At 39.8% G+C, this 26,203-nt stretch carries 18 protein-coding genes and 1 tRNA gene; 7 read left to right on the forward strand and 12 right to left on the reverse strand.

The window, feature by feature from the left end; genetic code table 11:
* Positions 1-122 precede the first annotated feature (122 nt).
* The 7 genes from ABVM50_RS01000 (at position 123) to ABVM50_RS01030 (ending at position 8,194) form a co-directional block, all read left to right on the forward strand.
* Positions 123-2,390, forward strand: coding sequence for a polyribonucleotide nucleotidyltransferase (locus ABVM50_RS01000; protein WP_405199575.1), 2,268 nt, complete (start codon positions 123-125; stop codon positions 2,388-2,390).
* Between the two features lie 302 nt (positions 2,391-2,692).
* On the forward strand, positions 2,693-3,556 hold the full coding sequence (locus ABVM50_RS01005; RefSeq protein WP_011708302.1) for an RNA polymerase sigma factor RpoD/SigA: 864 nt from the start codon (positions 2,693-2,695) through the stop codon (positions 3,554-3,556).
* A 204-nt stretch (positions 3,557-3,760) separates the two neighbouring features.
* Entirely contained in the window at positions 3,761-4,615 is an 855-nt protein-coding gene (locus tag ABVM50_RS01010; protein WP_405199576.1) for an NAD(P)H-binding protein, read from the forward strand.
* Entirely contained in the window at positions 4,615-6,042 is a 1,428-nt protein-coding gene (locus ABVM50_RS01015; RefSeq protein WP_405199577.1) for a phytoene desaturase family protein, read from the forward strand. The genes ABVM50_RS01010 and ABVM50_RS01015 overlap by 1 nt, the downstream gene beginning before the upstream one ends.
* A gap of 71 nt (positions 6,043-6,113) precedes the next feature.
* Positions 6,114-6,515, forward strand: coding sequence for a BLUF domain-containing protein (locus tag ABVM50_RS01020; RefSeq protein ID WP_405199578.1), 402 nt, complete (start codon positions 6,114-6,116; stop codon positions 6,513-6,515).
* Between the two features lie 55 nt (positions 6,516-6,570).
* Positions 6,571-7,233: a ribulose-phosphate 3-epimerase gene (gene rpe / locus ABVM50_RS01025; RefSeq protein WP_405199579.1), complete on the forward strand. Its 663-nt coding sequence runs from the start codon at positions 6,571-6,573 to the stop codon at positions 7,231-7,233.
* Complete coding sequence (locus ABVM50_RS01030) at positions 7,220-8,194, forward strand: YpdA family putative bacillithiol disulfide reductase (RefSeq protein WP_405199580.1); 975 nt, start codon at positions 7,220-7,222, stop codon at positions 8,192-8,194. Before rpe ends, ABVM50_RS01030 begins: the two co-directional genes overlap by 14 nt.
* Positions 8,195-8,246: 52 nt before the next feature.
* On the opposite strand, the gene ABVM50_RS01035 is transcribed toward ABVM50_RS01030, so the two are convergent.
* The 12 genes from ABVM50_RS01035 to ABVM50_RS01090 all read right to left on the reverse strand — a co-directional run bounded on the left by ABVM50_RS01035 (position 8,247) and on the right by ABVM50_RS01090 (position 26,146).
* Positions 8,247-8,612 carry a hypothetical protein gene (locus tag ABVM50_RS01035; protein ID WP_405199581.1) on the reverse strand — a complete coding sequence of 122 codons (366 nt, stop codon included), beginning with the start codon at positions 8,610-8,612 and terminating at the stop codon, positions 8,247-8,249.
* A 607-nt stretch (positions 8,613-9,219) separates the two neighbouring features.
* A tRNA-Arg gene (locus ABVM50_RS01040) sits at positions 9,220-9,293 on the reverse strand.
* Positions 9,294-9,302: 9 nt separating this feature from the next.
* The gene (locus ABVM50_RS01045) at positions 9,303-9,755 is read right to left on the reverse strand and encodes a GatB/YqeY domain-containing protein (protein ID WP_405199582.1); all 453 of its coding nucleotides are present in this window, start codon (positions 9,753-9,755) and stop codon (positions 9,303-9,305) included.
* 228 nt (positions 9,756-9,983) lie between these two features.
* Positions 9,984-11,984: a DUF4886 domain-containing protein gene (locus ABVM50_RS01050; protein WP_405199583.1), complete on the reverse strand. Its 2,001-nt coding sequence runs from the start codon at positions 11,982-11,984 to the stop codon at positions 9,984-9,986.
* A 64-nt stretch (positions 11,985-12,048) separates the two neighbouring features.
* A complete protein-coding gene (gene bglX, locus ABVM50_RS01055; protein WP_405199584.1) occupies positions 12,049-14,316 on the reverse strand; it encodes a beta-glucosidase BglX in 2,268 nt (755 codons plus the stop codon).
* Positions 14,317-14,344: 28 nt separating this feature from the next.
* Positions 14,345-16,159 (reverse strand): family 43 glycosylhydrolase, encoded by a 1,815-nt coding sequence (locus ABVM50_RS01060; protein ID WP_405199585.1) that lies wholly within the window; start codon positions 16,157-16,159, stop codon positions 14,345-14,347.
* A 13-nt stretch (positions 16,160-16,172) separates the two neighbouring features.
* Positions 16,173-16,961 (reverse strand): prolyl oligopeptidase family serine peptidase, encoded by a 789-nt coding sequence (locus ABVM50_RS01065; protein WP_405199586.1) that lies wholly within the window; start codon positions 16,959-16,961, stop codon positions 16,173-16,175.
* Positions 16,962-16,966: 5 nt separating this feature from the next.
* Positions 16,967-18,343 (reverse strand): glucoamylase family protein, encoded by a 1,377-nt coding sequence (locus ABVM50_RS01070; RefSeq protein ID WP_405199587.1) that lies wholly within the window; start codon positions 18,341-18,343, stop codon positions 16,967-16,969.
* Positions 18,344-18,370: 27 nt separating this feature from the next.
* On the reverse strand, positions 18,371-19,720 hold the full coding sequence (locus ABVM50_RS01075) for a glucoamylase family protein (protein ID WP_405199588.1): 1,350 nt from the start codon (positions 19,718-19,720) through the stop codon (positions 18,371-18,373).
* A 107-nt stretch (positions 19,721-19,827) separates the two neighbouring features.
* Positions 19,828-21,540 (reverse strand): LamG-like jellyroll fold domain-containing protein, encoded by a 1,713-nt coding sequence (locus ABVM50_RS01080; protein WP_405199589.1) that lies wholly within the window; start codon positions 21,538-21,540, stop codon positions 19,828-19,830.
* A gap of 7 nt (positions 21,541-21,547) precedes the next feature.
* Positions 21,548-23,125 carry a RagB/SusD family nutrient uptake outer membrane protein gene (locus tag ABVM50_RS01085; protein ID WP_405199590.1) on the reverse strand — a complete coding sequence of 526 codons (1,578 nt, stop codon included), beginning with the start codon at positions 23,123-23,125 and terminating at the stop codon, positions 21,548-21,550.
* 12 nt (positions 23,126-23,137) lie between these two features.
* A complete protein-coding gene (locus ABVM50_RS01090) occupies positions 23,138-26,146 on the reverse strand; it encodes a SusC/RagA family TonB-linked outer membrane protein (RefSeq protein WP_405199591.1) in 3,009 nt (1,002 codons plus the stop codon).
* Positions 26,147-26,203: the final 57 nt, after the last annotated feature.

The raw sequence follows: 26,203 nt of genomic DNA on the forward strand, positions 1-26,203 counted from the left end.
GGTAGTTTTTCATTGGTCACAACAACTACACACAACACACAACCCGGCCGTCCGGATGGCGGAGACCTTTGTTTAACTAAAATGATCTGGTTGAAGTTATTCAGATCGAATTTGAAATTATTATGATTCCACAAACATTTAAGGAGGTTATCGATTTAGGAGATGGTAGAACTATTTCCCTCGAAACCGGAAAATTAGCAAAACAGGCTCACGGCTCTGTTGTCGTTCAAATGGGTAAAGCTATGTTACTATGTACTGTAGTATCTTCTTACAAGCCTACTACCATGGACTTCTTTCCACTAACACTGGATTACCGTGAAAAATTTGCAGCTGCAGGTCTTTTTCCTGGAGGCTACTTCAAGAGAGAAGCTAGACCAAGCAGTGAAGAGATTTTAGTAATGCGTTTAGTAGACCGTGTATTACGTCCACTATTCCCAAAAGACTACAAATTTGAAACTCAGGTAATGATCCAGCTAATGTCTCATGACGATGATGTTATGCCAGACGCACTAGCAGGATTGGCAGCTTCTGCAGCTATCCAATTATCTGATATTCCTTTTGAAACTCCTATTTCTGAAGCTCGAGTAGCAAGAATTAATGGAGAGTTCGTTCTTAATCCAAGCAGGGAGAAACTTTCTGAAGCAGACATGGATATCATGGTTGGAGCTTCTGCAGATTCTGTAATGATGGTAGAAGGACAATTTGACGAATGCTCTGAAGAAGAGATGGCTGAAGCGATTAAATTTGCACATGAAGCGATCAAAATTCAGTGTGAGGCTCAGGTAAAACTTGCTGAAGCATTTGGAAAGAAAGAACCAAGAGAATACGAAGTAGCTGCAACAGATGCAGATATTGAGAAGAAAATTCTTGATGCTACGTACCAAAAATCATATGATATCGCTAAAAGCGGTACCAGCAAAAAAGAGAGAAGTGAAGCTTTTTCTGCAATAAAAGATGAAGTAAAAGCGATGTTCTCTGAAGAAGAGTTAGAAGAAAAAGGTAAAATGATCTCCGGTTACTTCAACGATGCTCAGAAGAAAGCTGTTCGTGACGTTACTTTAAAAGAAGGAACCAGATTAGACGGTAGAAAAACTGACGAGATTAGACCAATATGGTGTGAGGTAGATTACCTTCCATCTACACACGGTTCAGCGATCTTTACTCGTGGAGAAACTCAGGCACTGGCAACAGTAACATTAGGTACTTCCAGAGAAGCTAACCAGGTAGATCTTCCAACACAACAGGGAGAAGAGACTTTCTATTTACATTATAACTTCCCTCCATTCTCAACCGGAGAAGCATACCCAATTAGAGGTACTTCCAGACGTGAGGTTGGTCACGGGAATCTTGCTCAAAGAGCGTTAAAGGGAATGATCCCAGCAGATTGTCCTTATACCGTACGTGTAGTATCTGAAGTTTTAGAATCTAACGGTTCTTCTTCTATGGCTACAGTTTGTGCTGGTACAATGGCATTAATGGATGCTGGTGTTCAATTGAAGAAACCAGTTTCAGGAATCGCCATGGGATTAATTTCTGAAGGTGACGACTACGCAGTACTTTCTGATATTCTTGGAGACGAAGATCACCTTGGTGATATGGACTTTAAAGTTACAGGTACTGTAGACGGTATTACGGCTTGCCAGATGGATATCAAAGTGAAAGGACTTTCTTATGAAATCCTGGTAGCTGCATTGAAACAGGCTAGAGATGGTAGACTTCATATTCTGGAGAAACTTTCTGAGACTATTCCAACTGCAAATACTGAAGTTAAAGCGCACTCTCCTAAGATCATCACCAGAAGAATTCCTAACGAATACATTGGTGCATTGATTGGACCAGGTGGAAAAGTGATACAGGAACTTCAGAAGGAAACTGGAACTACGATCGTTATTAACGAAGATCCGGTTACAGAAGAAGGTGTTGTTGAAATCCTAGGAACTCAGCAGGAAGGAATTGACAAGGTTCTTGCTAAGATCGAATCTATTACCTTCAAGCCTGAAAAAGGTAGCGTATATGAAGTAAAAGTGATCAAGATCCTCGATTTTGGAGCTGTTGTGGAATATATGGATGCGCCAGGAAATGAAGTATTACTTCATATCTCTGAGCTTGCATGGGAACGCACCAATGATGTGAACGATGTTCTTAAAATGGGTGATGTGATCGATGTGAAGTACTTCGGTCTTGATCCTAAAACTAGAAAAGACAAAGTTTCTCGTAAGGCATTGCTTGAAAAACCTGAAGGTTATGTGGCAAGACCACCAAGAGATGACAAACGTGATAATCGTGGATCCAGAGATAGAGATAATCGTGGTTCTCGTGATAACCGAGGCCGTGATAATCGCAGAGACGATCGTCGTGACGATAGAAAACCAAGAGAAGACAAAGAATAGTTTTTCTCTAATCAAAAAAAAAGCCCGGATTTTCCGGGCTTTTTTGTTTCTAAACTGTAAGGCTTTCAACTTCCTGCAGACCTACCCGAAGGTTTTTCTAAAATTATTTTATGTAAGAATTTGCGTTAGGGATTGCAGCGAATAGCCCACAGCGACTGCAAGGAGCGAGGACTAGTAGCGTAAAGCCCGGCACGAAGTGCAACGCCCGGAAAAATATTTTAAAACTTTTTGTAACATTTTTTGGAATTCTTACGTATAACTACACAGAGACCCTATGCACAATTAAAATCCAAGAGAGATAGATGAGACAACTGAAGATTACGAAGCAGGTTACCAATCGTGAAACCGCTTCGTTAGACAAGTATTTGCAAGAAATTGGAAAAGTGGACCTGATCACGGCTGATGAAGAAGTGGAACTGGCACAAAGAATTAAAGCGGGAGATGACCGCGCGCTGGAGAAATTAACTAAAGCAAACCTTCGTTTTGTTGTTTCTGTAGCCAAACAATATCAAAACCAGGGATTAACCTTACCTGACCTTATTAACGAAGGGAATTTAGGACTTATAAAAGCTGCGAAACGTTTCGATGAAACTCGTGGTTTCAAATTTATATCTTACGCCGTTTGGTGGATTCGTCAATCTATCCTGCAGGCATTAGCTGAGCAATCTCGTATTGTTCGTCTTCCTTTGAACAAAATTGGATCTATTAACAAGATCAATAAAACTTTTGCTTTCCTTGAACAGTCACATGAGCGTCCGCCAAGTGCTGAAGAGATTGCGAAAGAATTGGATATGACGATTAATGATGTTAAGGAATCCATGAAGAATTCTGGTCGTCACGTATCCATGGATGCTCCGCTTGTAGAGGGTGAGGATTCCAACCTGTATGACGTACTACGTTCAGGTGAATCTCCAAATCCAGACAAGGAACTTCTACATGAGTCCCTTAGAACTGAGATCGAGCGTGCATTGGAAACTCTTACTCCGCGTGAAGCTGATGTGATCAGACTTTATTTTGGACTTGGTGATCAACATCCAATGACTCTGGAAGAAATTGGCGAGACTTTTGATCTTACTAGAGAAAGAGTACGCCAGATCAAGGAAAAAGCTATTAGAAGATTAAAGCATACTTCCAGAAGTAAAATTTTAAAAACCTATCTTGGTTAAAAATATTTAAGATGACAACAGTTTAGTGACGGGAGTGATGACCCGTTATGAGAATAACTGTTCGTTTTTTGATTGATGAATGACCCCGGAGTGATGACCGGGGTTTTTTCTTTTCTATATTAGACTAAATTTCTGTTAATCCAATTCCGGTTTACTTTAATCCGTGATTTTGTTCTTAAATTCTCTTCAAAAAGAATTCTAATCATGAAGAAGGTATTAATTGCAGGAGCCTCTGGAGTATTAGGCATGGAACTTTGCAAGTTATTGAGTCAGGACGACGGTATAGAGCTGAGGCTACAAACGAGTTCCAGTGAGGGAGCTGAAAAGTTAAAAAAATATAGTCCAGACATTTTTATCGCGGGAAACGAGGATGACTTTACCGGTATTGCTGCAGATGTTGATATTGTAATTTCTGCACTTGGGAATAGTGTGAGTCTATTTACTAAAAATGATTCCTCATTCTATCAAACAGATCTGTATACCAATAAAAAGATTCTTGAAGATGCAGAAAAGAATCAAGTCAAAAGATTTGTATATGTTTCGATTCTGGGTGCAGACGAAAATGAGAAAATGAGCCTTCCCGGCTCTAACAGACTTTTTGAGAAATCTTTAGATAGCTCAGGTCTTGAATATACGATCATTCGGCCAGTAGGTTTATTTAGTGGTCTGCACGATTTGGGGATCATGGCGAAAAGAAAGCTGGTTCCGGTAATTGGCGACGGAAAAGCAATAACCAATTCCATGCACCAGGCTGATCTTGCGCTATTCATTACTGAAGTACTGAAAAATGGTGATCAACTAATTGAAGTAGGCGGTCCTGAAATTCATACTCGGTTGGAAATGGCTGAAATGATTGCTGAAAGATTTGATGCCAAGACACTAAAGGTTCCCGAAAGTATTGCTGAAGCAGGTGTTATATTATCATCGTTTTCTGAAGATATTAAACATAAACTTGAAAATTTTAAGTATATCACCACTCATGATATGATTGGGAAGTCCTACGGAACAAAGACTTTTAAAGAATATTTAGAAAATATAGATGAAAACGAACTACCCTGATGAACGAAGAATATGATGTCATTATAGTTGGAAGTGGTCCAAATGGGCTGGCTGCAGCCACTTATCTTCAAAAGCAAGGTTACAGAACGGCAATATTCGAACAGGCAGAGAAACCTGGCGGAGCGGCCAGAACAGAGGAAATTACCTTACCCGGTTTTAAGCACGATCTTGGATCTGCTGTGCATCCGTTAGCCTTTGCATCTCCTTATTTTAAAACTTTGCCTCTGGAAGATTACGGACTCAAATGGATACATCCGGAAATTCCTTTTGCACATCCTTTTGAAGACGGTACCGCTTTTGGCTGTTATAAGGATATTCGTAAAACTGCCGCGCAGTTAGGAGAGGATGAACAGAACTATCTTGATCTACTTTTAAACTTTGTTGAGAAATGGTCAGAACTGGAAGAAGATTTACTTACTCCATTACGACTACCACAGAACCTGGAAATGATGTTCAGATTTGGTCTGAAGGCATTACCATCAGCTAAATTTACCGTAGATCGTTACTTTAAGGAGGAAAAGAGTAAAATCTTCTTTTATGGTGCCGCTGCTCATTCCACATTACCTCTCTCTAAACTGGTCTCCTCCTCTTTCGGTTTGGTATTGAATATATTGGCGCATAGGCACGGCTGGCCATTTCCTGAAGGCGGGGCAGTTAAGATCGTGGATTCGCTTCTTGCTTACTACAAAGATCAGGGTGGTAAGATATTTCTAAATCAACCTGTAACCGATCTTGAACAATTACCTCCAAGCAAGACTTTCATTCTGGACCTCACTCCAAAACAAATCCTAAGAATCAAGAATACCGATCTTAGCAAGACTTACAGAAGCAGATTGGAAAAATATAATTATGGAGCCGGGATCTTCAAGATGGATTGGGCACTTGACAAACCTATCCCCTTCACGAACGAAATTTGCAAAAAAGCCGGAACCGTGCATTTTGGATACAGTAAAGAATCTTTGGAAGATTCAGAAGCATCGGCACATGAAAATAGATTAGCCCGCGAGCCTTACGTTTTACTTGCACAACCTTCAGTATTCGACTATAGTAGAGCTCCGGCAGGAAAACATACTGCCTGGGCCTACTGCCATGTCCCGAATGGCAATACTGAGGATGTGTCTCAAAATATTGAGAACCAGATCGAGAGAGCAGCTCCAGGTTTTAAAGAAAGTATAATCGCAAAAAAAACCATGAGGACAGACGAACTGCAGGCTTTAAATTCTAATTTAATAGGAGGTGATATCAATGGAGGCAAACAGGATATTAGTCAGTTATTTACCAGACCAATAGCGAGCACTAATCCATATGCAACTTCAAATCCTAGAATTTTTATAGGTTCCTCTTCTACACCTCCTGGTGGTGGCGTTCATGGAATGGGTGGATATTACGCAGCGAGATCGGCAGAAAAATTCCTGCAGAAAAAATAACATCCTTAGAGTTTTGGCGGGATTTAGTAAAAAACTTATATTTTTAAATACATTAAATCATCATTTTCATCATGCGATATGCCATAAGTTACGTTAGTACTGCTGAAAGAAGTCTTTCAGAAACAGAAATTAGACAAATTCTAAATGATTCTGAAATCAATAATAATAAGCAGAATATTACCGGTCTACTCCTCTATTCAGAAGGAAACTTTTTCCAGATCATTGAAGGAGATCAAAAACAGATTGTTCAGCTCTACGACACTATAGAGGATGACTCTCGCCATTTTAATGTCATTAAATTATTCGGAAAAGAGATTAACAAAGAATCCTTCGATGGCTACAAAAGCGATTTTATTTCAGAAGACGCTCGCTATAGCAGTGCCCGACTTCAAAATTATGAGCACTATTTAGAAGTTCTGGACAAACCAACGAAAAATGCCGTTGCTAATATTCTAAAAGCATTTATCGTCTAATACTCTAAAAGCCTGTAATTCTTCTTATTTTTGCAGCTCACACAACAAATTTTTAATGAGCACAACACTTATTGCCCCTTCAGTTCTGGCTTCAGATTTCGGAAATCTACAGAGAGATATTGAAATGATCAATCAAAGTGAAGCAGACTGGTTTCATATTGACATAATGGACGGTGTTTTTGTACCAAACATCTCATTTGGTATGCCGGTTTTGAAAGCTATTTCTCAACACGCGACTAAAACTATCGATGTTCACCTTATGATCGTGGACCCAGATAGGTATATTAAGGAATTTGCCGCTTTAGGCGCTAATATACTTACAGTTCATTACGAAGCATGCACCCATTTGCATCGTACCCTACAAGCCATAAAAGCCGAAGGTATGAAAGCTGGTGTTGCAATTAACCCGCATACGAACGTAGATCTGCTAAAAGATGTGATCAAGGATATTGATCTGGTTTGTATAATGAGCGTAAATCCTGGATTTGGTGGACAGAGTTTTATTGAGAATACTTTTCAGAAAGTACAGAAATTGAAGGAGATCATCATGACGAACAACGCACCAACACTTATAGAAATTGATGGTGGTGTTACCGATAAAAATGCAGCAGAATTAAGTAAGGCTGGAGCAGATGTATTGGTAGCAGGTAGTTTCGTATTTAAGTCTGATGATCAGCCTGGAACCATTAAAAACTTAAGATCTATTGCAAACTCCTAACGAGAATTACGAACTGGTAATAATTGGTGGTGGTCCTATTGGAATCGCCTGTGCGCTGGAAGCAGAAAAGAAAGGTATTTCTTATGTAATCCTTGAAAAAGGCTGCCTGGTGAATTCGCTGTACCACTACCCTACGAATATGACATTTTTTTCCACTTCTGAAAAACTGGAACTGGATAATATTCCGTTTATCAGTAACAATCCTAAGCCGGGAAAGCGCGAAGCTCTTGAATACTACCGAAGAATAACGGTCGCCAACAAGATCAATATTCACCTTTTCGAGAAAGTTACGGCAGTGGAGTCTAATGAAGGTTCAGGTCATATTGTAAAAACTACGAAGTCTGAGTATCATACTTCAAAAGTAATCATCGCAACAGGTTTCTACGATATTCCTAATTACCTTGGGGTTCCCGGTGAAGACCTGCCTAAGGTTTCACATTATTACAATGACCCACACTACTATGCAACTCAGAAAACGATTGTTGTAGGGGCGAGTAACTCTGCCGTGGATGCTGCACTGGAAATCTACCGGAAAGGTGGTGATGTCACTATGATCGTTCGAAAACCAGAAATTGGAGAAAGAGTGAAATACTGGGTACGACCAGATATTGTAAACAGGATTGAGGAAGGAAGCATTAAGGCATATTTTAATGCCGGTATTAAAGAGATTAGAACTAAAGAGGTTATTATTGATACTGATGAAGGTGAAGTTTCGATACCGAATGACTTTGCTTTATTGCTCACTGGTTACAGGCCTAACTTTGGATTTCTGCAGAATATTGGAATTGATCTTTCTGACGATGGTAGGAAAATTCCGGAGTATGATCCAGAAACTATGGAAACAAACATCCCTGGCATTTATCTAGCCGGTGTAATTTGCGGTGGAACTGAAACGCACAAATGGTTTATTGAAAACTCAAGAGTTCATGCGAAAATGATCATGAACGATATAGGTAAATAAAAAAAGTCGATTCAAATGAATCGACTTTTTTTATTAATTCTGGTCCAAAATCTTAGTCCATAAGAACTACAGAATTGGAACCAAGACCTTTTTTTCTACCAATCAGCTTACCATAAAACTCAAGGTCTTCCTGGTTGTGCTTAAAGGAGTGATCAATTTTTTTACCTATTTCTTTAATTGGAAAGGAATAAACTTCTATTTGTGGATAAGTATGAAAATCATCCTCGGTTTTATTAATTCCAATTTCTACAGCTTTCGTTTGTTTGTTATAAACTGCATACTCAGCCTGAAAATTGTGTCTTAAAAGATCCATACAATCTTGAGAAAGTTCATCACATTCCTCACAATCACTCATATAAATCTTCACCAGTTCCTTCATTGTCAATCTCAACTGGTTGGTATTAAAATATGCTGCCATAATACTTGCTTTTTTATCTCTTGGCTAAAGTATCGGATACCTAAGGCTTCGGAAAGTATTTATGGAATGTTTAACGCCAGTGTCTAAATAAATCAAAATTTTATTGAAAGTACTCACGGAACTTAGCATAATATTTTAAGTCTGTGTTGAAGTGTTTTTAAATACTGAAGTAAGAAAGAAGAAGTGATCATTGGAGCTGATGAGTATGAATAACGTAATTAGTCAGATGATTCAGATTGAGAATTCACAATATTGTATATTTTCGTATGCATGAATAGATAGTACGCAGCTATCTATTCATGCATCGTTATTCCATTACGGTTATCCATAATCTGAATGTTGAAACTTTTATACATTGCGGTCAAATTGATTTGAAGGATTTATAATTCTTCAGTTCATTATAAAATGCCAGATCATATGGATTTGTAAACTGAGTAGGGTCGGTTTGCAATATCCGATCTGGCTTTTTTATTTATACCCGTAAGTTTTACTTCGGAAAGATTTGAGCAGTTGTGAGGTCCAATCGATGTATCCACTTAAAGTACTTTACTGGAAAAGTAGCGGAAATAAAAAATCCGTAGAACAAATACTCTACGGATTCTCTCTGTGACCCCGGCAGGATTCAAACCTGCAACCCTCAGAGCCGAAATCTGATGCGCTATTCAGTTGCGCCACGGGGCCGGTAATAATTTATTTATTCAGTCTTTCTCTAACGATTGCCGAGATAGTTTTTCCATCTGCTCTACCAGCCAGTTTAGCCGTAGAAGCACCCATTACTTTTCCCATATCCTGCATTCCGGTTGCACCGGTTTCTGCGATCACCTGGTCTACTTCTTTCTCAATATCAGCTTCACTTAATTGCTCCGGAAGAAATTCTTCAATAACAGCAGCCTGAGCCAATTCAGGTTCAGCAAGATCTTCTCTACCCTGTTCCTTATAAATTTCAGCACTATCCTTACGCTGCTTCACAAGTTTCTGCAACAACTTCATTTCTTCGTCTTCGGTAAGTCCATCTTTAGAAGATGCTCCCGTGTTCGCTAAAAGTATTTCACTTTTAACAGCACGCAAAGCTTCTAACTTCACACTATCCTTTGCTCTCATGGCCGCTTTCATTTCGACCATTACTTTTTCCTGTAAACTCATGACTGAAAAATTATGCAGCGAAGATAAAATTTTCTGCAAGAAAACACTACAGAATCAGGGAATGAAAATTGAGTAAATTAAGGAATACTTATAATACAAATTATCAGCTTACCCACTCTGCTAGAAATCAATCTATTTCAATAAAAAAGCCCCGGGAGTAAAAACCAAAACCCGGGGCCAACAAACTAAAACTTACTATTTAAATTATCTGGAAATCAATCCAATTTCCTATTCTTCCGGAGCAATACGCATGGCATTGATATAAAAGAATCCGTTAGCATTATCATTATTTGCTCCCGATGTCACTTCAATATAGATCTCCCCATTCTCATCTGCTTGTATGCTCTGAACACATGCAATCTCATCCGTATTACTCGCTGCATTCAATGTTGCAGAATCAGAGTTTTGACCAATTACGGTGTATAAGGTCTCCCTGTTATCTGTAGCTGTTCTAGAGCCAAAGAAACAGAACTCATAAGTGCTATTACTTTCAAAACCACTTAGCTTCAAAATACCTTTCTCAACAAGTATTCCAGCCCATTCTCCTTTTGAGTTTCCGTAGAAAGAATTTCCAGAAACTTCTGCTGGCATATTTAAATCTGTTGTGGTGACAGTCTCTCCTGCTGTATTCTGGCCGTTAAATCTGCTTGTAACTGTCAGCTCAATTCCAGTAAACTCATTGTCTTCATACTTTAGATTTGGTATCGTAGCATCCTCAAGAAAACTGGTTAAACCATTCCATCCTGCAGAATTTGAAGATGTTGCAAAATCGATCAGTACATTCTTGGTTATAACACCAGATCCTCCTGCAGTTTGATAGTCGGTAAGCTCGGTGATCATCATTGGATTCTGAACAGCTTCGTGAGCAGCATGCTGAGCGATTTCAGCATCCAGTGGAACAAAGCCTTCCGGAACATAGCTATTACCCACTACACTTTGATCAAAAAGGATCTCGAACCATGTACTTGCGGCAGTATATTTTCCTATTTCATTTAAATGATAACCATCTCTATTAAAATTATCTCCTAAATAACTGGTTCTTGCATTCTGAATGGCAGTACCGGCAGGAACAACGCTATGCGCGTCGATAAGTTCACCAGCCTGATCATAAGCATCAACGATAGCTTCATACATTTGAATCTGGTCATTATCATAATTTACAAATCCGGAATGAGTAGAGTTTTCAGAATATGCCCAGGTTTGGTGAAGCAAATATTTAGTATCAGCGTTGTCCACATTTTGAACTACATATTTGTATAGTTCGGTTAATGGTGTAATAAAGGTTTCATACTGACCAGATTTTTGACTAACCTGCTGGAAACTAATATAATCCCAGTTCTCATCATCCAGAGCGGTAGAGATCGCTACATCTGCCGTAGTATTTTTATTTCCCTGCAGATCGATCTTCCGATAACTATAACTTCCATTGTTTTCTGTAGCATTCTGAGCATGTAGATCTAATTCTGCTCCTCCAATATATAGATTACCAATCACAATTTCCTCACCAGCTGCATCTGCCAGCCCATACAGGTAAGATTCCAAAGCATCTTCAGAAAAACTGTTTCCAATGGCCAGAACCTTTAAAATTCCGTCGTTCTCATTTTCTACAGTCACTCTTGTAGTACCTACAACCTGACCATCATCAGAACGAATACTAAGTTCTGTAGTACCTTCTTGTAAACCCTGGATTTCTACTTCGTAAGTTTCAGGATCTGTTTCAAAAGAAATGATTCCTTCAGGATTGGCCGACCAGGTATAATTTCTCACTGGACGCTCCACCAGGTTAAAATCTGGAATGATACTTACCGTGGACTGAGTATATGCGGTAATAGTCGCCGGCAATCGCACTTCAGATTCCATGATCAAATTGGTCTCTATGGTGGTGCTTGCTTCCTCTGTCCCGTCCATAGTACTTATAGATGCGGTCGCGGTGCCTTCACCAATAGCTCTTACAGTTGCCGCGTAATTGCTGGCTACTGAAACAATTTCTATCACTGTTGAATCTGAAACTGCCCACTTATACTCTTTGGAAGCAGTTTTAAAATTTCTTATGAGCGGAGTTAGAGTCAACTCGTTCCCTACAACCATATGTGCGTAGTCAAGATCTAATGCGACCGCACTTCGTGGTTCTTCAATATCATCATCCTCACAGGCAGTAAACGCCAGAAGCATCGCTGCAAAGATGAGGAAGACATAACTAAACCGGTAAAATTGCCTGGAAACTCTCATAATAAATGTTTTTAATGGTTGATACTAATTGGTTAAGTGTTCATTCTAATTTTTCAATTATCAATTATTTTTTCAAAGTAAAACTGCCCGCTGCTTCTATGGCTGATGAACCTCCAATAAAGAATTCAAATTCTCCTGGTTCAGCAACAAATTCCAATTCGGCATTATAAAATTTAAGATCCTCTTCGGTGATCTTGAAAGTGACCGTTTTTGACTCACCCTTTTTCAAAGCTATCTTCTGAAAACCTTTCAATTCTTTAACCGGTGGAGTTACGCTTCGAACTTTGTCATGCAAATAAAGTTGTACCACTTCTTCTCCATCAAAATCTCCGTTATTAGTGAGTTTAGCACTTATTTCTACGGAACCATTAGAAGCAAGTTCGCTGTTATTGGCTTTGATATCCTCATATTTAAAACTTGTATAACTAAGCCCATGACCAAATGGGATCAATGCTGAATTTTTCGTATCCAGGTAGTTGGTCTTAAATTTGGCAAAATCTTCAGAAGGTGCTGGTCTACCTGTGGTTTTTACTGAATAGTATACAGGGATCTGACCAACATTTCTAGGCCAGGATGCTGTGATCTTTCCGGAAGGATTATAATCACCGAAGACAACATCGGCAATAGCATTTCCGGCTTCCACTCCTGGATGCCATACCTGCAAAATACTCACTGGCAATTCCATTTCTTCTGAAATATCCAGAGGTCTACCGCTCATTAATACTAAAACCATCGGCTTACCAGTTTTAGCCAATTCACGGATCATTTTTTTCTGACTTTCAGGAATCTTAATATCGGTTCTGCTGGCAGCTTCTCCACTCATTTCTGAAGCTTCCCCAACTGCAGCCACGATCACATCTGCATTTTTAGCAGCATCCAGCGCTTCCTTCAGCATAGCTTCCGAAGACTTATCTGAAATCATGATTCGTGGTCCAAAGACATTTACTTTTTTGGCAAAACTGGTATCATTTGAAATATTAGCCGCTTTTGCATACGAAATTGTAGCCTCTGGAGCTACATTTTTGAAGCCTTCTAATATCGAAACTGAAAGTGATGGATCTCCCGTTGGAGCCCAGGTTCCCAGCATATTATTCTTATTGTCTGCGAGTGGTCCCACCAAAGCGATCTTTGCCGATTTCGAAATTGGTAAAACATCCTCATGCTTCTTAAGTAGTATGAAAGAACCTTTAGCAGCTTCTCTCGCCAGCGTCCTGTGCTCTTTAGTCAGAATATCGGTAGCCGGTCTGTTGCTGTCCAGGTATTTGTAAGGGTCTTCAAAAAGTCCCAGTTTATGCTTTGCCTCCAGGATCCTTCTCGTTGCGATGGTAATCTCTTCTTCGGAAACTTTTCCTTCTGCAACAGATTTACCAAGAGTAGTCAGAAACCCTTCTCCAACCATATCCATATCAAGTCCTGCTTTTAAAGATAAGGCTGAAACTGCCTGAAGATCACCTAATCCATGAGCGATCATTTCGTTCACTGAAGTATAATCTGAAACCACAAATCCTTCAAATCCCCATTTTTCTCTGAGTAGCTCGGTAAGCAACCACTTGTTCCCTGATGCCGGGATTCCGTCCACATCATTAAACGAACTCATCACACTGGCAGCACCTGCATCTAAAGCTGCTTTATATGGAGGCAGGTATTCGTTGAACATTCTAAGTCTGCTCATGTCCACCGTATTATAATCTCTTCCAGCTTCCGCAGCACCATATAGTGCAAAATGCTTAACGGTAGAAATCATGGTATTTGGCAGAGCAAGATCTTCTCCCTGGTAACCTTCTACCATCGCTTTTGCGATCTGACTACCCAGATAAGGATCTTCTCCTGCGCCTTCAGCAATTCTACCCCATCTTGGATCACGGGCTATATCCACCATTGGCGAAAAATTCCAGTTGATCCCATCTGCCGTAGCTTCTTTGGCCGCAACCTCAGCTGTCTTTTTAATTAATTCCATATCCCAGCTGGAAGCAGTTCCCAGGGGAATTGGAAAGGTCGTCTTATATCCATGGATAACATCTGAACCAATTAGCAGCGGGATGCCCAACCGTGTATCGTTTACAGCATATTCCTGCGCCATTCTAATCTTATCTGGACCAGAAACTCCAAAGAGTCCTCCTACTTTCCCTTGCTTTATGTTATCCTCAACATTCTTACTAACCACGGCTCCCGTAGCTACTCCACCACCAGGTGTTACCAGGTTCAACTGACCAATTTTTTCCTCCAGTGTCATTTTCGCCAGAATTTCTTCCACTTCCGGAATTCTATTCTGTGCCTGCATGGATATTCCAAAAATTGCAACACATAATATGGATAAATAAGTTCTCTTCATTGCTTCTGATTTTCTAATTTGAATTCGGTTATTCTACAGTTATAATTTGGGTCTTTTCTGAAATTCCATTTTCATTAAAGGATTCAATAGAGAAAAAGTATTTGGTATCCCTATCCAGATTTCTCATAAAATGTTCTGTTTTACCATACACCAGCCAGGATTGGTACAATTTATCTGGAGCTATACCCCAACGGATATTGTATCCTTGGGCACCATCTACTTTCTTCCAGCTTAAACTGGCGTCCCGTCTATCATCCTCTCTGTCAACTTTAAAATCCTTTACTTTTTTTGGTGCAGCTCCATAGCCTTTTCCAAATACTCTTATTTCTGAAAGTGCCAGGTTTTTTCCGGGTACTTTGACATTTCGATATCTTACATACTTCGCATTCACGGGTTTATCTAAACGCAGGTATGCATTAGGAGCATCTTTCGCACTATTACTGCGATCAACGATCATCCCCCAATTCTTTCCATCTTCGGAAGTTTCTATGGTAAACTGATGTTTCAATCCTTCAGTTCTGGTATAAATACCGGCCTCGTGATCATGAAAATTTAGCTGAAGTGCATAGATATCACCGGAAGATTTCATTTCTAATTCTACCCATTGTTCCGCATTATTACTTTCAGCAACCCAGTAAGATTTGGGACTTTCATCTGTAAGTAATTCTGTAGTAATATTATTATTGGCATCCCTGCCTGCTGCGATTTCTTCAATATCAAATTGCCCGTCTGTAGATGTACTTTTTCGCACCTGTACCTTCGAAGTTGAAACCGTGGTTTTGGCCTGGTAAGAAACTAGCATCCATCCTGTATGTTCGCCTGGTTTTGATGGATGGTCTGGCGCAAATAGTGGATAATCACCATAACTGGTATTGGAATGCATGAGTCCATCCTCATCAAAATAGGTAGGAAACATCGCCAGTCTTCTTTCCCAGTGAGAATTGGACGCCAGCGCCATGGTAGAAAAATGCCAGTATTGTCCATTTGTTTGCATCACTGTGATCCCATGTCCTGCGCCGTTGGTAAAACCTCCCGGTTTGAAACTCATAGGATTATTTTTCATGTATTTGAAGGGTCCTAATGGTGTTTCACCTACATAAGCTCCATCTGCATATACATTGAACTGCGTGCCGGGTGCAGCATATTGCAGGTAATATTTATCATTATGTTTGGTCATGGAAGCTCCTTCCATATAACCCTCTTTCAAAGTAGGATGAAAGTTATTTTCTCCAAATCGTTCCCATCCATGTTCCTCTTCTACCAGATTGAAAAGCTCCTTCTGATCGCCGGTCTCTAGAAACCGATCGTTTTTATTCAGCATTTTAACCTTTAAAGGATGAACGTTTGATGATCCCCAATACAGGTAGGTTTTACCATCATCATCAATAAATAATTCTGAATCCTGAATATTATTAGAAATTGAAGCTACCGGTTCCCACTCACCTTTCTGAGGATCATCTGTATAAATAATGCTTCCGTAGCCTGCAGGATCACCAGCAAAATAGACCAGCGAATCTTTATAGTTGAAAGCCGTAGGAGCATTTGACCCTTCAAAATACCATTGCTTAGGTTTTATAAATTCCCAGTTTACCAGGTCTGTAGAATGCCAGTAGCCAAAAGAACGGGTTACGAACATATAATATTCACCACGGTATTCGATCACCGCGGGATCTGCCCCGGAACGATAGGAAATATTTTTACTGGAATTATATACCATATAGGTATAATCGATATCTAATGGATTACAGTAGGTTTCAGGCAAGCTCTCCTGCGCTGTCAGAATACCTGAAAACGTGAGGATTGCACCTAAGAAATACTGTCTAATTCCACTCATTTTGATCATTAAATCAGGATGTTTATTTTGTTTGAATCTGACTATGTGAGAATAGCCATTTTAGTAAAAATGGTTCTGCAAAAGCTGAATCCCAGCTATTGTGATTATCCTCTGGATACAGGGAAAGTTTAGCATTTCCCCCATGATGATTGATAGCACGCGCCATCGCTTTGGAATATTTTGGCAACACTACATCATCCTGTTCTCCATGGAAGATCCAGATATCAAAGTTTTCAGGATACTCAGCTGCGATCTCGGTATTCGCACCGCCACATATGGCAAATGCAGCGGCGAACAATTCAGGTTTTTTGAAAATGATCTCAAAAGTTCCCATTCCACCCATACTCAATCCACCCACGTATAAGCGATCATCATCCACGAATGATTTTTGCTTCATTTCTTCCATTAATTCCATGACGAGTTTCAAGGACGAAGTGCTTTCAGCTTTATTTTTAAAATCGAATTCAAAAGGTTTAATATCTCTATTCACTTCAACTTTTGCCCAGTAATCATCTTTTGGTGCCTGCGGAAAGATGACGATAGCGGGAAATTGCTCTCTGATCGAATCCTTCAGAAAAAGACCACCGCCATGAACCAATTGAGATTCATTATCTTCTCCACGTTCTCCTGCGCCGTGAAGCACTAATACCACTGGATATTTTTCATTTTCACTGAAGTCCTTCGGAAAAAGGATTCTGTAATTCAAAGTATCAGTTCCTGAAGTAAAATGCTCTTTCTGATATTCTGAATTATCCTGAGCAAAGGTTATCAAACTGAAAAAGCATCCTAAAAGTGTTATTCTAAATCTCATATCTTCTATTTCGTAAATTGAAAATCCAGCTTTTTTAATCCTTCTTGAACTTCCGTAGCCTGCATAAAAAGATCCCAGATAAGTCCGCTTCGATAATTTTCGATCATCACTACCATAGGCCCCTGATCTATGGCAAGGTATCTTTGGCTTACCCATGGTTCTCCTTCCAGGCTGTAAGCATCATAAAAACCAGCAGGTCCCCAAAGCAGGTCGTTTTGATCCTCGAAGAAAAACCTCATCACTGCCAGAGATTTTTCAGGAGTGTATGGAATGGAACTAATTGCTGCCGTAGGTGAAACCACACCACGATCATTATCTGGTGAATGTGCTGTGTAACCAGTAGAATTATCCTGATTACGGGTATAACTCGCGGTTAAGCCCCAGGAATTTTCAGCATAAGTTTTTGAGCTATCAGCTTTTGAAAGAGCATACTCATAGTTGATGAGCGTATGATTTACATTAAGATCCCAGTAATTCGCATACCTGTCACTTAGACCTTTCGGATTGAGCCCCAAATACGAATAATGTGCCCAGAATAATGGACCTCCCATATTACCACGGGTATTATGTTTTAAAATTAGAGGATAAGAGAAGGCTTCTGCGCCTGTAGTGATCTTTCCACTTCTTGCCCAGCCATCATGATATGCATTGGCTTTAATCGCATGATCCGGACTGGATGCGGCCAGAACGTAGGTGATTAGACATTCATTATAACCTTCGATCATAAAATCCATCTCCCATTCGTATTCTGGTGACCAATGCCAGTAAATACCATCCTTATCATTTGTATACCAGTTCCATTCGATACCTTTCCAGAGTTTATCAAATTTTGCTGCTACTGCTTTCTCTTCTGTAGTTCCATTTTTATAATACTCGCGTACCACGATAAAGCCCTGTGCTAAAAAAGAAGTTTCTACGATATCTCCACCATTGTCTTTTTGCCCAAACGCCTGAATTTCTCCAGTTTCACCGTTTAGCCAGTGAGACCAGGCACCATGAAATCGGGGAGTACTATCCAGAAAATCTGCGATCTTATTAAATCTTATCAATGCTGAATCCTTCGGAATAAAGCCTCTTTCTACTCCGGCAACTAGCGCCATGAGTCCGAAACCAGATCCACCGGTTGTAACCACATGTTTATCATCTTTTGGATAATTCCCATCAGGATGAAAACGCTCACGTGCCATTCCACTATTTGGTTCTGCGAAATCCCAGAAATACTTCAGGGTTTGCTTTTGAACAGTGTCTAATAACTCGGCTTCAGTGAGTTTCGGCGAATTATTGCTTGCTTCTTCTGAAGTTTCAGTCTTATTCGTTGCGTTTTTACAACCTGTTACTAGAAACAGGCTTAGACTTAGTATATATATAGATCTATTTAACATTCAATTACTTTAAAAATGATTCAGGATCTAGTAACTAAAACCCAGTTTATCCAGTCCTGCAGATATTTCAGGATTAGACATAAAGAGATCCCATAATAGTTGTGTTCTGTGGTTTTCTATCATCGCAATGATCGGCCCCTGATCGATGGCCAGGTAACCATCGGCATACCAGTCATATTCTTCAGAAAAAGCATCATAAAAGCCCATATTTCCCCAAAGATCATCTCCTAGTTCTTCGTATAAGTAACGTAATGCTGCCATTGACTTTTCCGGAGTATAAGGAAAAGAGGATAATGCCGCGGTGGGAGTGATCACTCCCAAATCATTCGTAGGGCTATGAGCGGCATATCCATCTTTAGAATCTGAGGCTGTAAGGCCCCACGAATTCTGTCCGTAGCCTTCAAAATCCTTCGGATTCGTAACGGCGTACTCGTAATTTATTAATGTATGTGCGGTGTTCTGATTCCAGTAATTGGCGTATTGATCTTCCAGGTTTCTTGGATCCAGACCAATGAAGGAATAATGACTGAAAAATAGAGGTCCGCCATAGGAAGGTCCCAGTGGCAGGCCAATTGAATAATGCTCACGGTTATTCACCATATTACCATTAGAAGCCCAACCATTGGTATAAACTTCTTTATCTATAGAATGTGTAGGTGATGAGGCTGCAAGCACATAAACAATTAAGGATTCATTCCAGCCATTAATTTGCAGGTCCTTCTGAAATGCGAAATTTGGAGACCAGTGCCAGTACAGTGTATTTTCTTCTTTAGTATACCAATCCCATTCAACTGCTTCCCATAAACCAGTAATTCTAGAATCGATTTCATCGTTCTCAAAATATTCACGACAGATAAGCAATCCCTGTATTAAAAATGCTGTTTCAACAAGATCTCCACCATCATCAAATTCACCAAATGTTCTAGTTTGAGCGGTGTTTCCCATATACCAGTGAGAAAATGCCCCATGATACGTTGGCACCGTTTCCAGAAAATCAAGAATTTTTATTATACGATCCTGAGCTTCAGTTTTACTAATCCAGCCACGTTCAACTGCTGCAGGAAAAGAGGCTAATCCAAATCCTGTACCACCGGTTGTTACGATATTAGGTGAATCACCACCATAAGCTTCATCCTGAGAACGCTCTCTGGCCATCCCGCTATTAGGTTCAGCAAAATCCCAGAAATATGTAAAGGTTTGTTCCTGAACTTTATCAAGAAGTTCTTCATCTGTGATCGAGGGAACCTCAGCCACATCATCATCTGTTGGGTCTGGGTTATAGGGTTCCTGATAACCTGGACCGGAATCATCTGAACAAGCTGAAAAAAGCAGGATATTCAGAAGAAGAAAAACCGACGGAATTTTGATTTTGAGCATAATAAAGCTTTGATCTGGTTCAAAATTTTGAAATTTTAAATCAGAAATTAATAATTATATGGATTTGAAAAAAGCTTCGGAGTGATACTCCGAAGCCTGTAAACAAATTATTCCTGAGCCATCATGGATTCGATCTCATCTTCGGTAAGTACTTTATTGAAGAATGTTAGCTCATCCATATAGCTGGTATCGGCAAGGTGACCCCAGCCGGTAAATCTTGGAGCTCCAGACATGATAGAAAGAAGATCTGCTCCTGTCCAGTCTATTGGTGAAGCAAGAGTACCTGTATTTACGGCTTCGCCGTTAAGATAGATCACGGTTTCAGTTTCTGAAATAGTAAAAGCTACATGCACCCACTCTCCAGCGGTTACGTCTACTACTCCACCATCATTCCAGCTTTCGCCATCGCCGGTTCCAACGTTTAGTTTTATACGTTGTTCTTCAGCATTTCCTTCTCTAAATAGTCTGAAACCTTTGGTACGATTATTCTGAGCATCAGGATTCTCTGAGTCTGCAGCAGCCATCGTTAAAATTCCAGCGCGATCGTTCGTTGCGTCTGCCTTGTACCAGAAAGTGGCACTAAATTGCGAAGACGTAAGCCCTTCCGTAGAAGCAGTTAAATAAGAATCTGCGGCACCAGCATAGGCATTCGATCCTGAAGCAGCTTCACCAGCATAACCTGGACTCCCAACAGTTGCGATCTCACGATTACTCGCAGCATCCTGGTAAGAACCATCAAATGATATTTTTAGAGTTTCAGAAGAAGCATTGATAAGATTTGAAATTTCATCCTGGCTGAGCGCCTTGTCAAAAATTCTCAATTCATCAAGTGCACTGCTGTCATACTTATGATCCCAGTAACTAAAGGTTTCGCCACCAGCACCAATGGTAAGTTGCTCAACTCCCGTCCAGTCGATAGGCGCAGCAAGATTCCCGGTATTCATAGCGACACCATTAAGATAAATGGTCGATTGGGACTCGGTCACCGTAAAGGCAACATGCACCCATTCTCCGGCATTAACATCAATAACTCCACCGTCATTCCAGCTTTCAGCTGCTCCGGTTCCTATATTCAGTTTAATTCTTTGCTCATCAGCACTTCCTTCTCTAAATAATCTGAAGCCCTGAGTACGGTTTTCATCTGCTCCAGCTACAAGAATCCCTGCTCTGGATGGATCACCACTAACCTTATAATAAAAAGCTGCAGTAAATTCTGTTCCCACAGATCCATTAAATGGGAATTCCAACCATGAATCTGGTGATCCTGCAAAGGCATTGGAACCTCCAAAAGACTCCCCTGCAAAGCTAAGATTACCAGTAACATCTGAACTTCTTAGCGTAATAAGGTCTACATAATCACCATCAAAGGGCATATATAAATGTTCATTTTCGAATTTTGGTGTATAAGGTGGTTCCTTACTAAAGTTCACTGTCTTGGATGTTACATTCCCTTCAAGATCTGTTGCTCTAACCGTAACAGTATGTTCTCCGTTGGTTACATTATCAAAAACAACTTCCTTGTTAACGATCCTGTAATCCATGAATTCGCTCATGCTTGCGATCACATTGTCATTCACCAGGACTTCTACCATGGCTACTTCAATATCATCCTCAACTCCAAATTTGATAACGATACTGGAAACTTCATCCAGTACCTTGATTACATTACCATCTGCCGGAGAGGATATAGTTACTTCCGGAGCGCCCTGATCTGGACCTGGATCTACTTCTGTGATTGGATCTATTCCTTCATACTCACAGGATGTGATCGTGAAGAAAAGCGATAGCAACCCAAGAAAATATATGCTGAATTTTTTCATTTTTAGATTAGTTTAGTTGGTTCAAAATCTCATTCATCACTGTATTCCTATCAACTGCCGTGGCATTTAGAGGTAAAGCGTCCACCTGTGCCTGTGGATAAGGCAAATATTCATTGGCTGCTGAAAAGTTTCTGCCATCATAGCTCAACTCATCATACTGATCTAATCTAATAAGGTCATAATAACGTTTACCCCATTCCATTGCCAGTTCAGCAAATTTTTCATCAATCACATCCTGAGTCGTTACTCCGGAAATTGATGATATTCCTGCTCGTTCTCTTACCAGGTTCACCGCTTCATCTGCTGATATGGCTGAAGCTGAAGCACCCTGAGTTACGGCTTCTGCATACATTAATAAGATTTCAGCATATCTAATTACAAGACTGTTCTTTCCGGCACCATAATCATTTCTACCATCGGTAAGTTGTACTGAAGGTAAATAGTGTTTTCCGCTGGCAAAAAGCGCACGTGCATAATCATTGATCACATCACCAGATTCTGTAGTATTATCTATAAAACCTGGTACGCTCACTCCATTTGCTTCTAAGACAGCGATACCTCTGTCTGTAAATAGAACTGAAGTTTCTAAACGTCTTTCTTCTCCTCTGTCTATCATAAACTCGATCCACTTCATGCTTGGCTCGTAGAATCCCCAACCACTACTGGCATTTTCTCTTGCAGGCGTCCAGTTGGAAGGTCCAAATGGTGCGTATAGATGATAAACTTCTCCTCCGCTCTCCTGTCCAAAATCCGAATATTGCATCTCTAAAAGACTTTCATCACTCAGCTCTCCAGGTTTTTTGAATAGCTGATAGAAATCATTATACAGAGAGAATCCACCGTTATTGATGATCTCTCCTGTTGAAGTTGCGACACCCTGATAATCTTCCAGTTCCTGGTATGCCAATGCCTGTATGGCCAAGGCGGTATATTTCGTCACTCCACCAGGAATATCTGTTCTCTGGTTAGGTCTCATATCAGGCAGATTCGGAATTGCTTCGTTCATTTGATCAACAATCCACTGCATAACTTCAGCTTTCGAAGCTGGTCCAGCTTCTACTTCGCTGCCCGGTTGATTTGAAGTAATGATAAATACATTTTCCCAGGTTCTCGCCAGGTTTAAATGAAACCAGGCTCTTAGGACACTGATCTCTGAGATATACTGATCTGCTTTTGCTATATCATTTCCTTCAGCAAATTCTTTAAAAGATTCTACCTGAAGGATCGCAGTGTTCATATTGACGATATCGTTATAATGTACATTCCAAAGAGAATTGTACATCCAGTAATCTTTATCGTAGGTAAATTGATCTGTCGCAGAAAATGGCTGTTGATCCCCTTCTCCTCCGGCATTTACGTCATCTCCTCTCACTCCAAGAAGTAAAGGTTCTTCCCATCCTCTTGTCGAAAACTCATAGTAAGCTCCAATAACAGGCTGGATCATATCACTGGTATTTGTATAATCGAGGTCGCCAGTATTTAGCTGACCTTCCCGCGTATCCAGCTTATCGCTACACGAAATTGCAGTAGCAAGGAAAAGCATAGAAAATACGCCAAGAATTACTGTTGTTTCAATTCTTTTCATATCGTGTTTTTTTTAAATTTTAATGTTTAGTCCAATAGTATATACTGAAGGTATTGGATAGGTTTGTCTGTCTACTCCATTTGATACTTCAGGATCAAAACCATTGTAATCAAAGAAAGTGAAAGGTCTTTCTGCTGTAAAATATAACCTGGTTTCAGGCAATGATGGACTGTTGATAGTATATCCAAACTGAATATTCTGTATTCTGAAGAAATCTCCTTCTTCTACCCAGAAGTCACTTAATTTCTGGTTCCACACCTTACGCAATCCTGCTGAAGATGGATACGTATTACTTGTTCCTTCACCATGCCATCTGTTAATTGCAAGATCTGCATCCATGTTCGTATCATTTGTAAATATAATCTCCCCACGCTTACGGTTTAGGATCTCGTTTCCAACCTGTCCATAAAAACTTGTAGAGAAATCCCAGTTCTTATAGTTGAATCCTATATTTCCACCAAATGTAAAATCTGGAAGAAACGATCCAAGAATAACTCTATCTGCGTCGTCAATGACACCATCACCGTTCTGATCTTTAAAGATAAGATCTCCGGGAACAAGACCATTATTCACTGCAATTGGATCTGCATCAACCTGGGCCTGATTCTGGTAAACTCCTGTTCTTTCATAACCGTAAAAGGCGAAAAGAGGACCACCTTCCTGTGTTCTTTGACGAAATTCTGCTGAACCTGAATCAATATAACCACTTTCATTGGCAATTTCTAAAGCCTCATTATTGATAGTGGTAAAGTTTGCACCAATTCTATAACTAAAATCATCGTTCACAGACTGGTTCCAGTTTACGGCCAGTTCCAGACCTTCATTCCTGATAGTTCCTGAATTCTGATTTACACTTCGATTAATGATAGGAATAAAAACCGGCAGTATGGCATCCTTAGTATCTCTTATGTAGTAATCTGCATCTATAGACAACCTGTTATCTAAAGCTTCTATATTAAGACCGAAGTTCTTTTCTTCGATGATTTCCCAGGTATTGTTAGAGAACACACTGGTAGAAGTTATTCCTGAAACCGGTTGTTCACCAAGGGCAGCAGTAATTACTGCAATGGTATTTGATCCATCACTGGCAGCAACATTATCATTACCCAGTTTTCCCCAGCTCGCTCTAAGCTTCAGAAAATCGACAATTCCGTTATCCTCCATAAATTCTTCTTCAGAAATTACCCAACCAGCTCCAACTGAAGGGAAATAACCCCATGGATCTTTGGTGAATTTGGAAGAACCATCTGCTCTAAAAGTTCCGTAGAGAAGATACTTATCATCAAAATTGTAGGCAATCCTTCCGAAGTAAGAGATCCCGTAATATCTTCTTCCAATTTCACTTACGTTATTATTAAAAGACTCATTATCTGCAAAATCCAGATACCAGCTTGATTCAAGTTTAATACCTGCGATATCGGTTCCTGTTGCAGAAAAACCATTGCTAGCCTCATCACGATAAGAAGCACCAGCCATCACGGTAAGATCATGATCGCCAAACTCATTTTGATAAGTTAGGATATTATCCCAGTATTGATTTGAAAAAGTATTGTTTACTCTTGTAATACTTGATCTTCTTTCTACATTATTTCCTAAAGTATATGGAAGATCTACATAACGCTCTTCCAATGCTGAATAGTTGTGACTATAGGTCGTTTTGAAATCAAGTAATTCAGGAATCACCTCATATTGAAAATATACACTGGCTAAAATCTTTCTAATTTTAAGCCTGTTCTCATTAAAAGTAAGATCTGTAAATGGATTCTGAGTTCCACGGTAACCAAGGTTTTGAGCATTTGAATAAGGAATTGGCTGCGCATCTGTATTCGTAGGATCAAGTACCGGCATAATTGGTACCGCGAAATATGATTTAAACCACGCTGCATTTTCCGGAGCATATTTTGTAGCATTACTGAAAACCGTATTCACCCCGGCTTTAAAACGATCTGTAACGTCTACATCAATTTTAGATCTAAGGTTGAATCTCTCATATTCATTTTTCATATCAAGAATCCCTTCCTGTCCGAAATAGTTGGCTCCTAAGGAGTAAGTTACTTTATCTGCTCCTCCGGTGATTCCAATACTATGATTTTGAATAATCCCATCACGGAGTACTTCTTCGTACCAATCTGTATTTACCGCAGGTACATTAGGATTGATCCTACTACGACCATAACGTTCCATAGCGTTTAATACAAATTGTACATCTGGAGCAGAACCAGATTCGTACGCCATCGTAGTAAACTGCTCGGCATTTGCCATTTTCAGAACATTTTGAGCTCTTTGTATCCCTGTATAACCGTCATACTCAATTTGAGGTGCTTGATTCTTCTTACCAGATTTGGTTTCGATAATCACTACCCCGTTAGCCGCTCTTACTCCATATATAGCAGAAGAAGAAGCATCTTTTAGAATGTTTATTGACTTGATGTCCTTTGTATTCAGGAAATCGATATTGTCATATAATGTACCGTCTACTACATAAAGTACATTCGTTGCATCCTGGTAAGTACCAAGACCTCTAATTCTTACTGTAGGTGAATCCCCCGGAGAACCAGCACTTACTATCTGCACACCAGAAACTTTACCTTGTAATGACTGCATCACATTCGAAGTAGGAGTCTTTTCAATTTCTTCGGAATCTACTGAAACGATCGCTCCGGTAAGGTCTCTTTTTTTCTGAGTACCATATCCAACGACCACAACTTCGTCTAATTGCCCAGCATCTTCTTCCAGAGAAATACTATACTCATTATTAGAAGTAACCTGAATGGTTTGTTGTTTAAATCCTAAGAATGTAACTCTGAATGTATCACCTTCTTCGACACCTTCGAGGCTGAAGTTACCATCGAAGTCTGTAACATCAAAAATATCCTTATCTGTTACTTTAATTTCTGCACCTGGTAATGGAACACCACCTGTGTCTGTAATAATACCAGAAATGGTTTTTGTTTGCTGTGCGTGAGCGAGTACAGAACATACTCCAAAAATCACACAGGCTAATAGTAATTTTACCTTCATACTTGTTGGGTGTTTATGCTTATTTGAAGTCACAATATACATCCAAGCTCAAATTTT

This window comes from Christiangramia sp. LLG6405-1 (assembly GCF_045055805.1).
Taxonomy (GTDB): Bacteria; Bacteroidota; Bacteroidia; order Flavobacteriales; family Flavobacteriaceae; genus Christiangramia.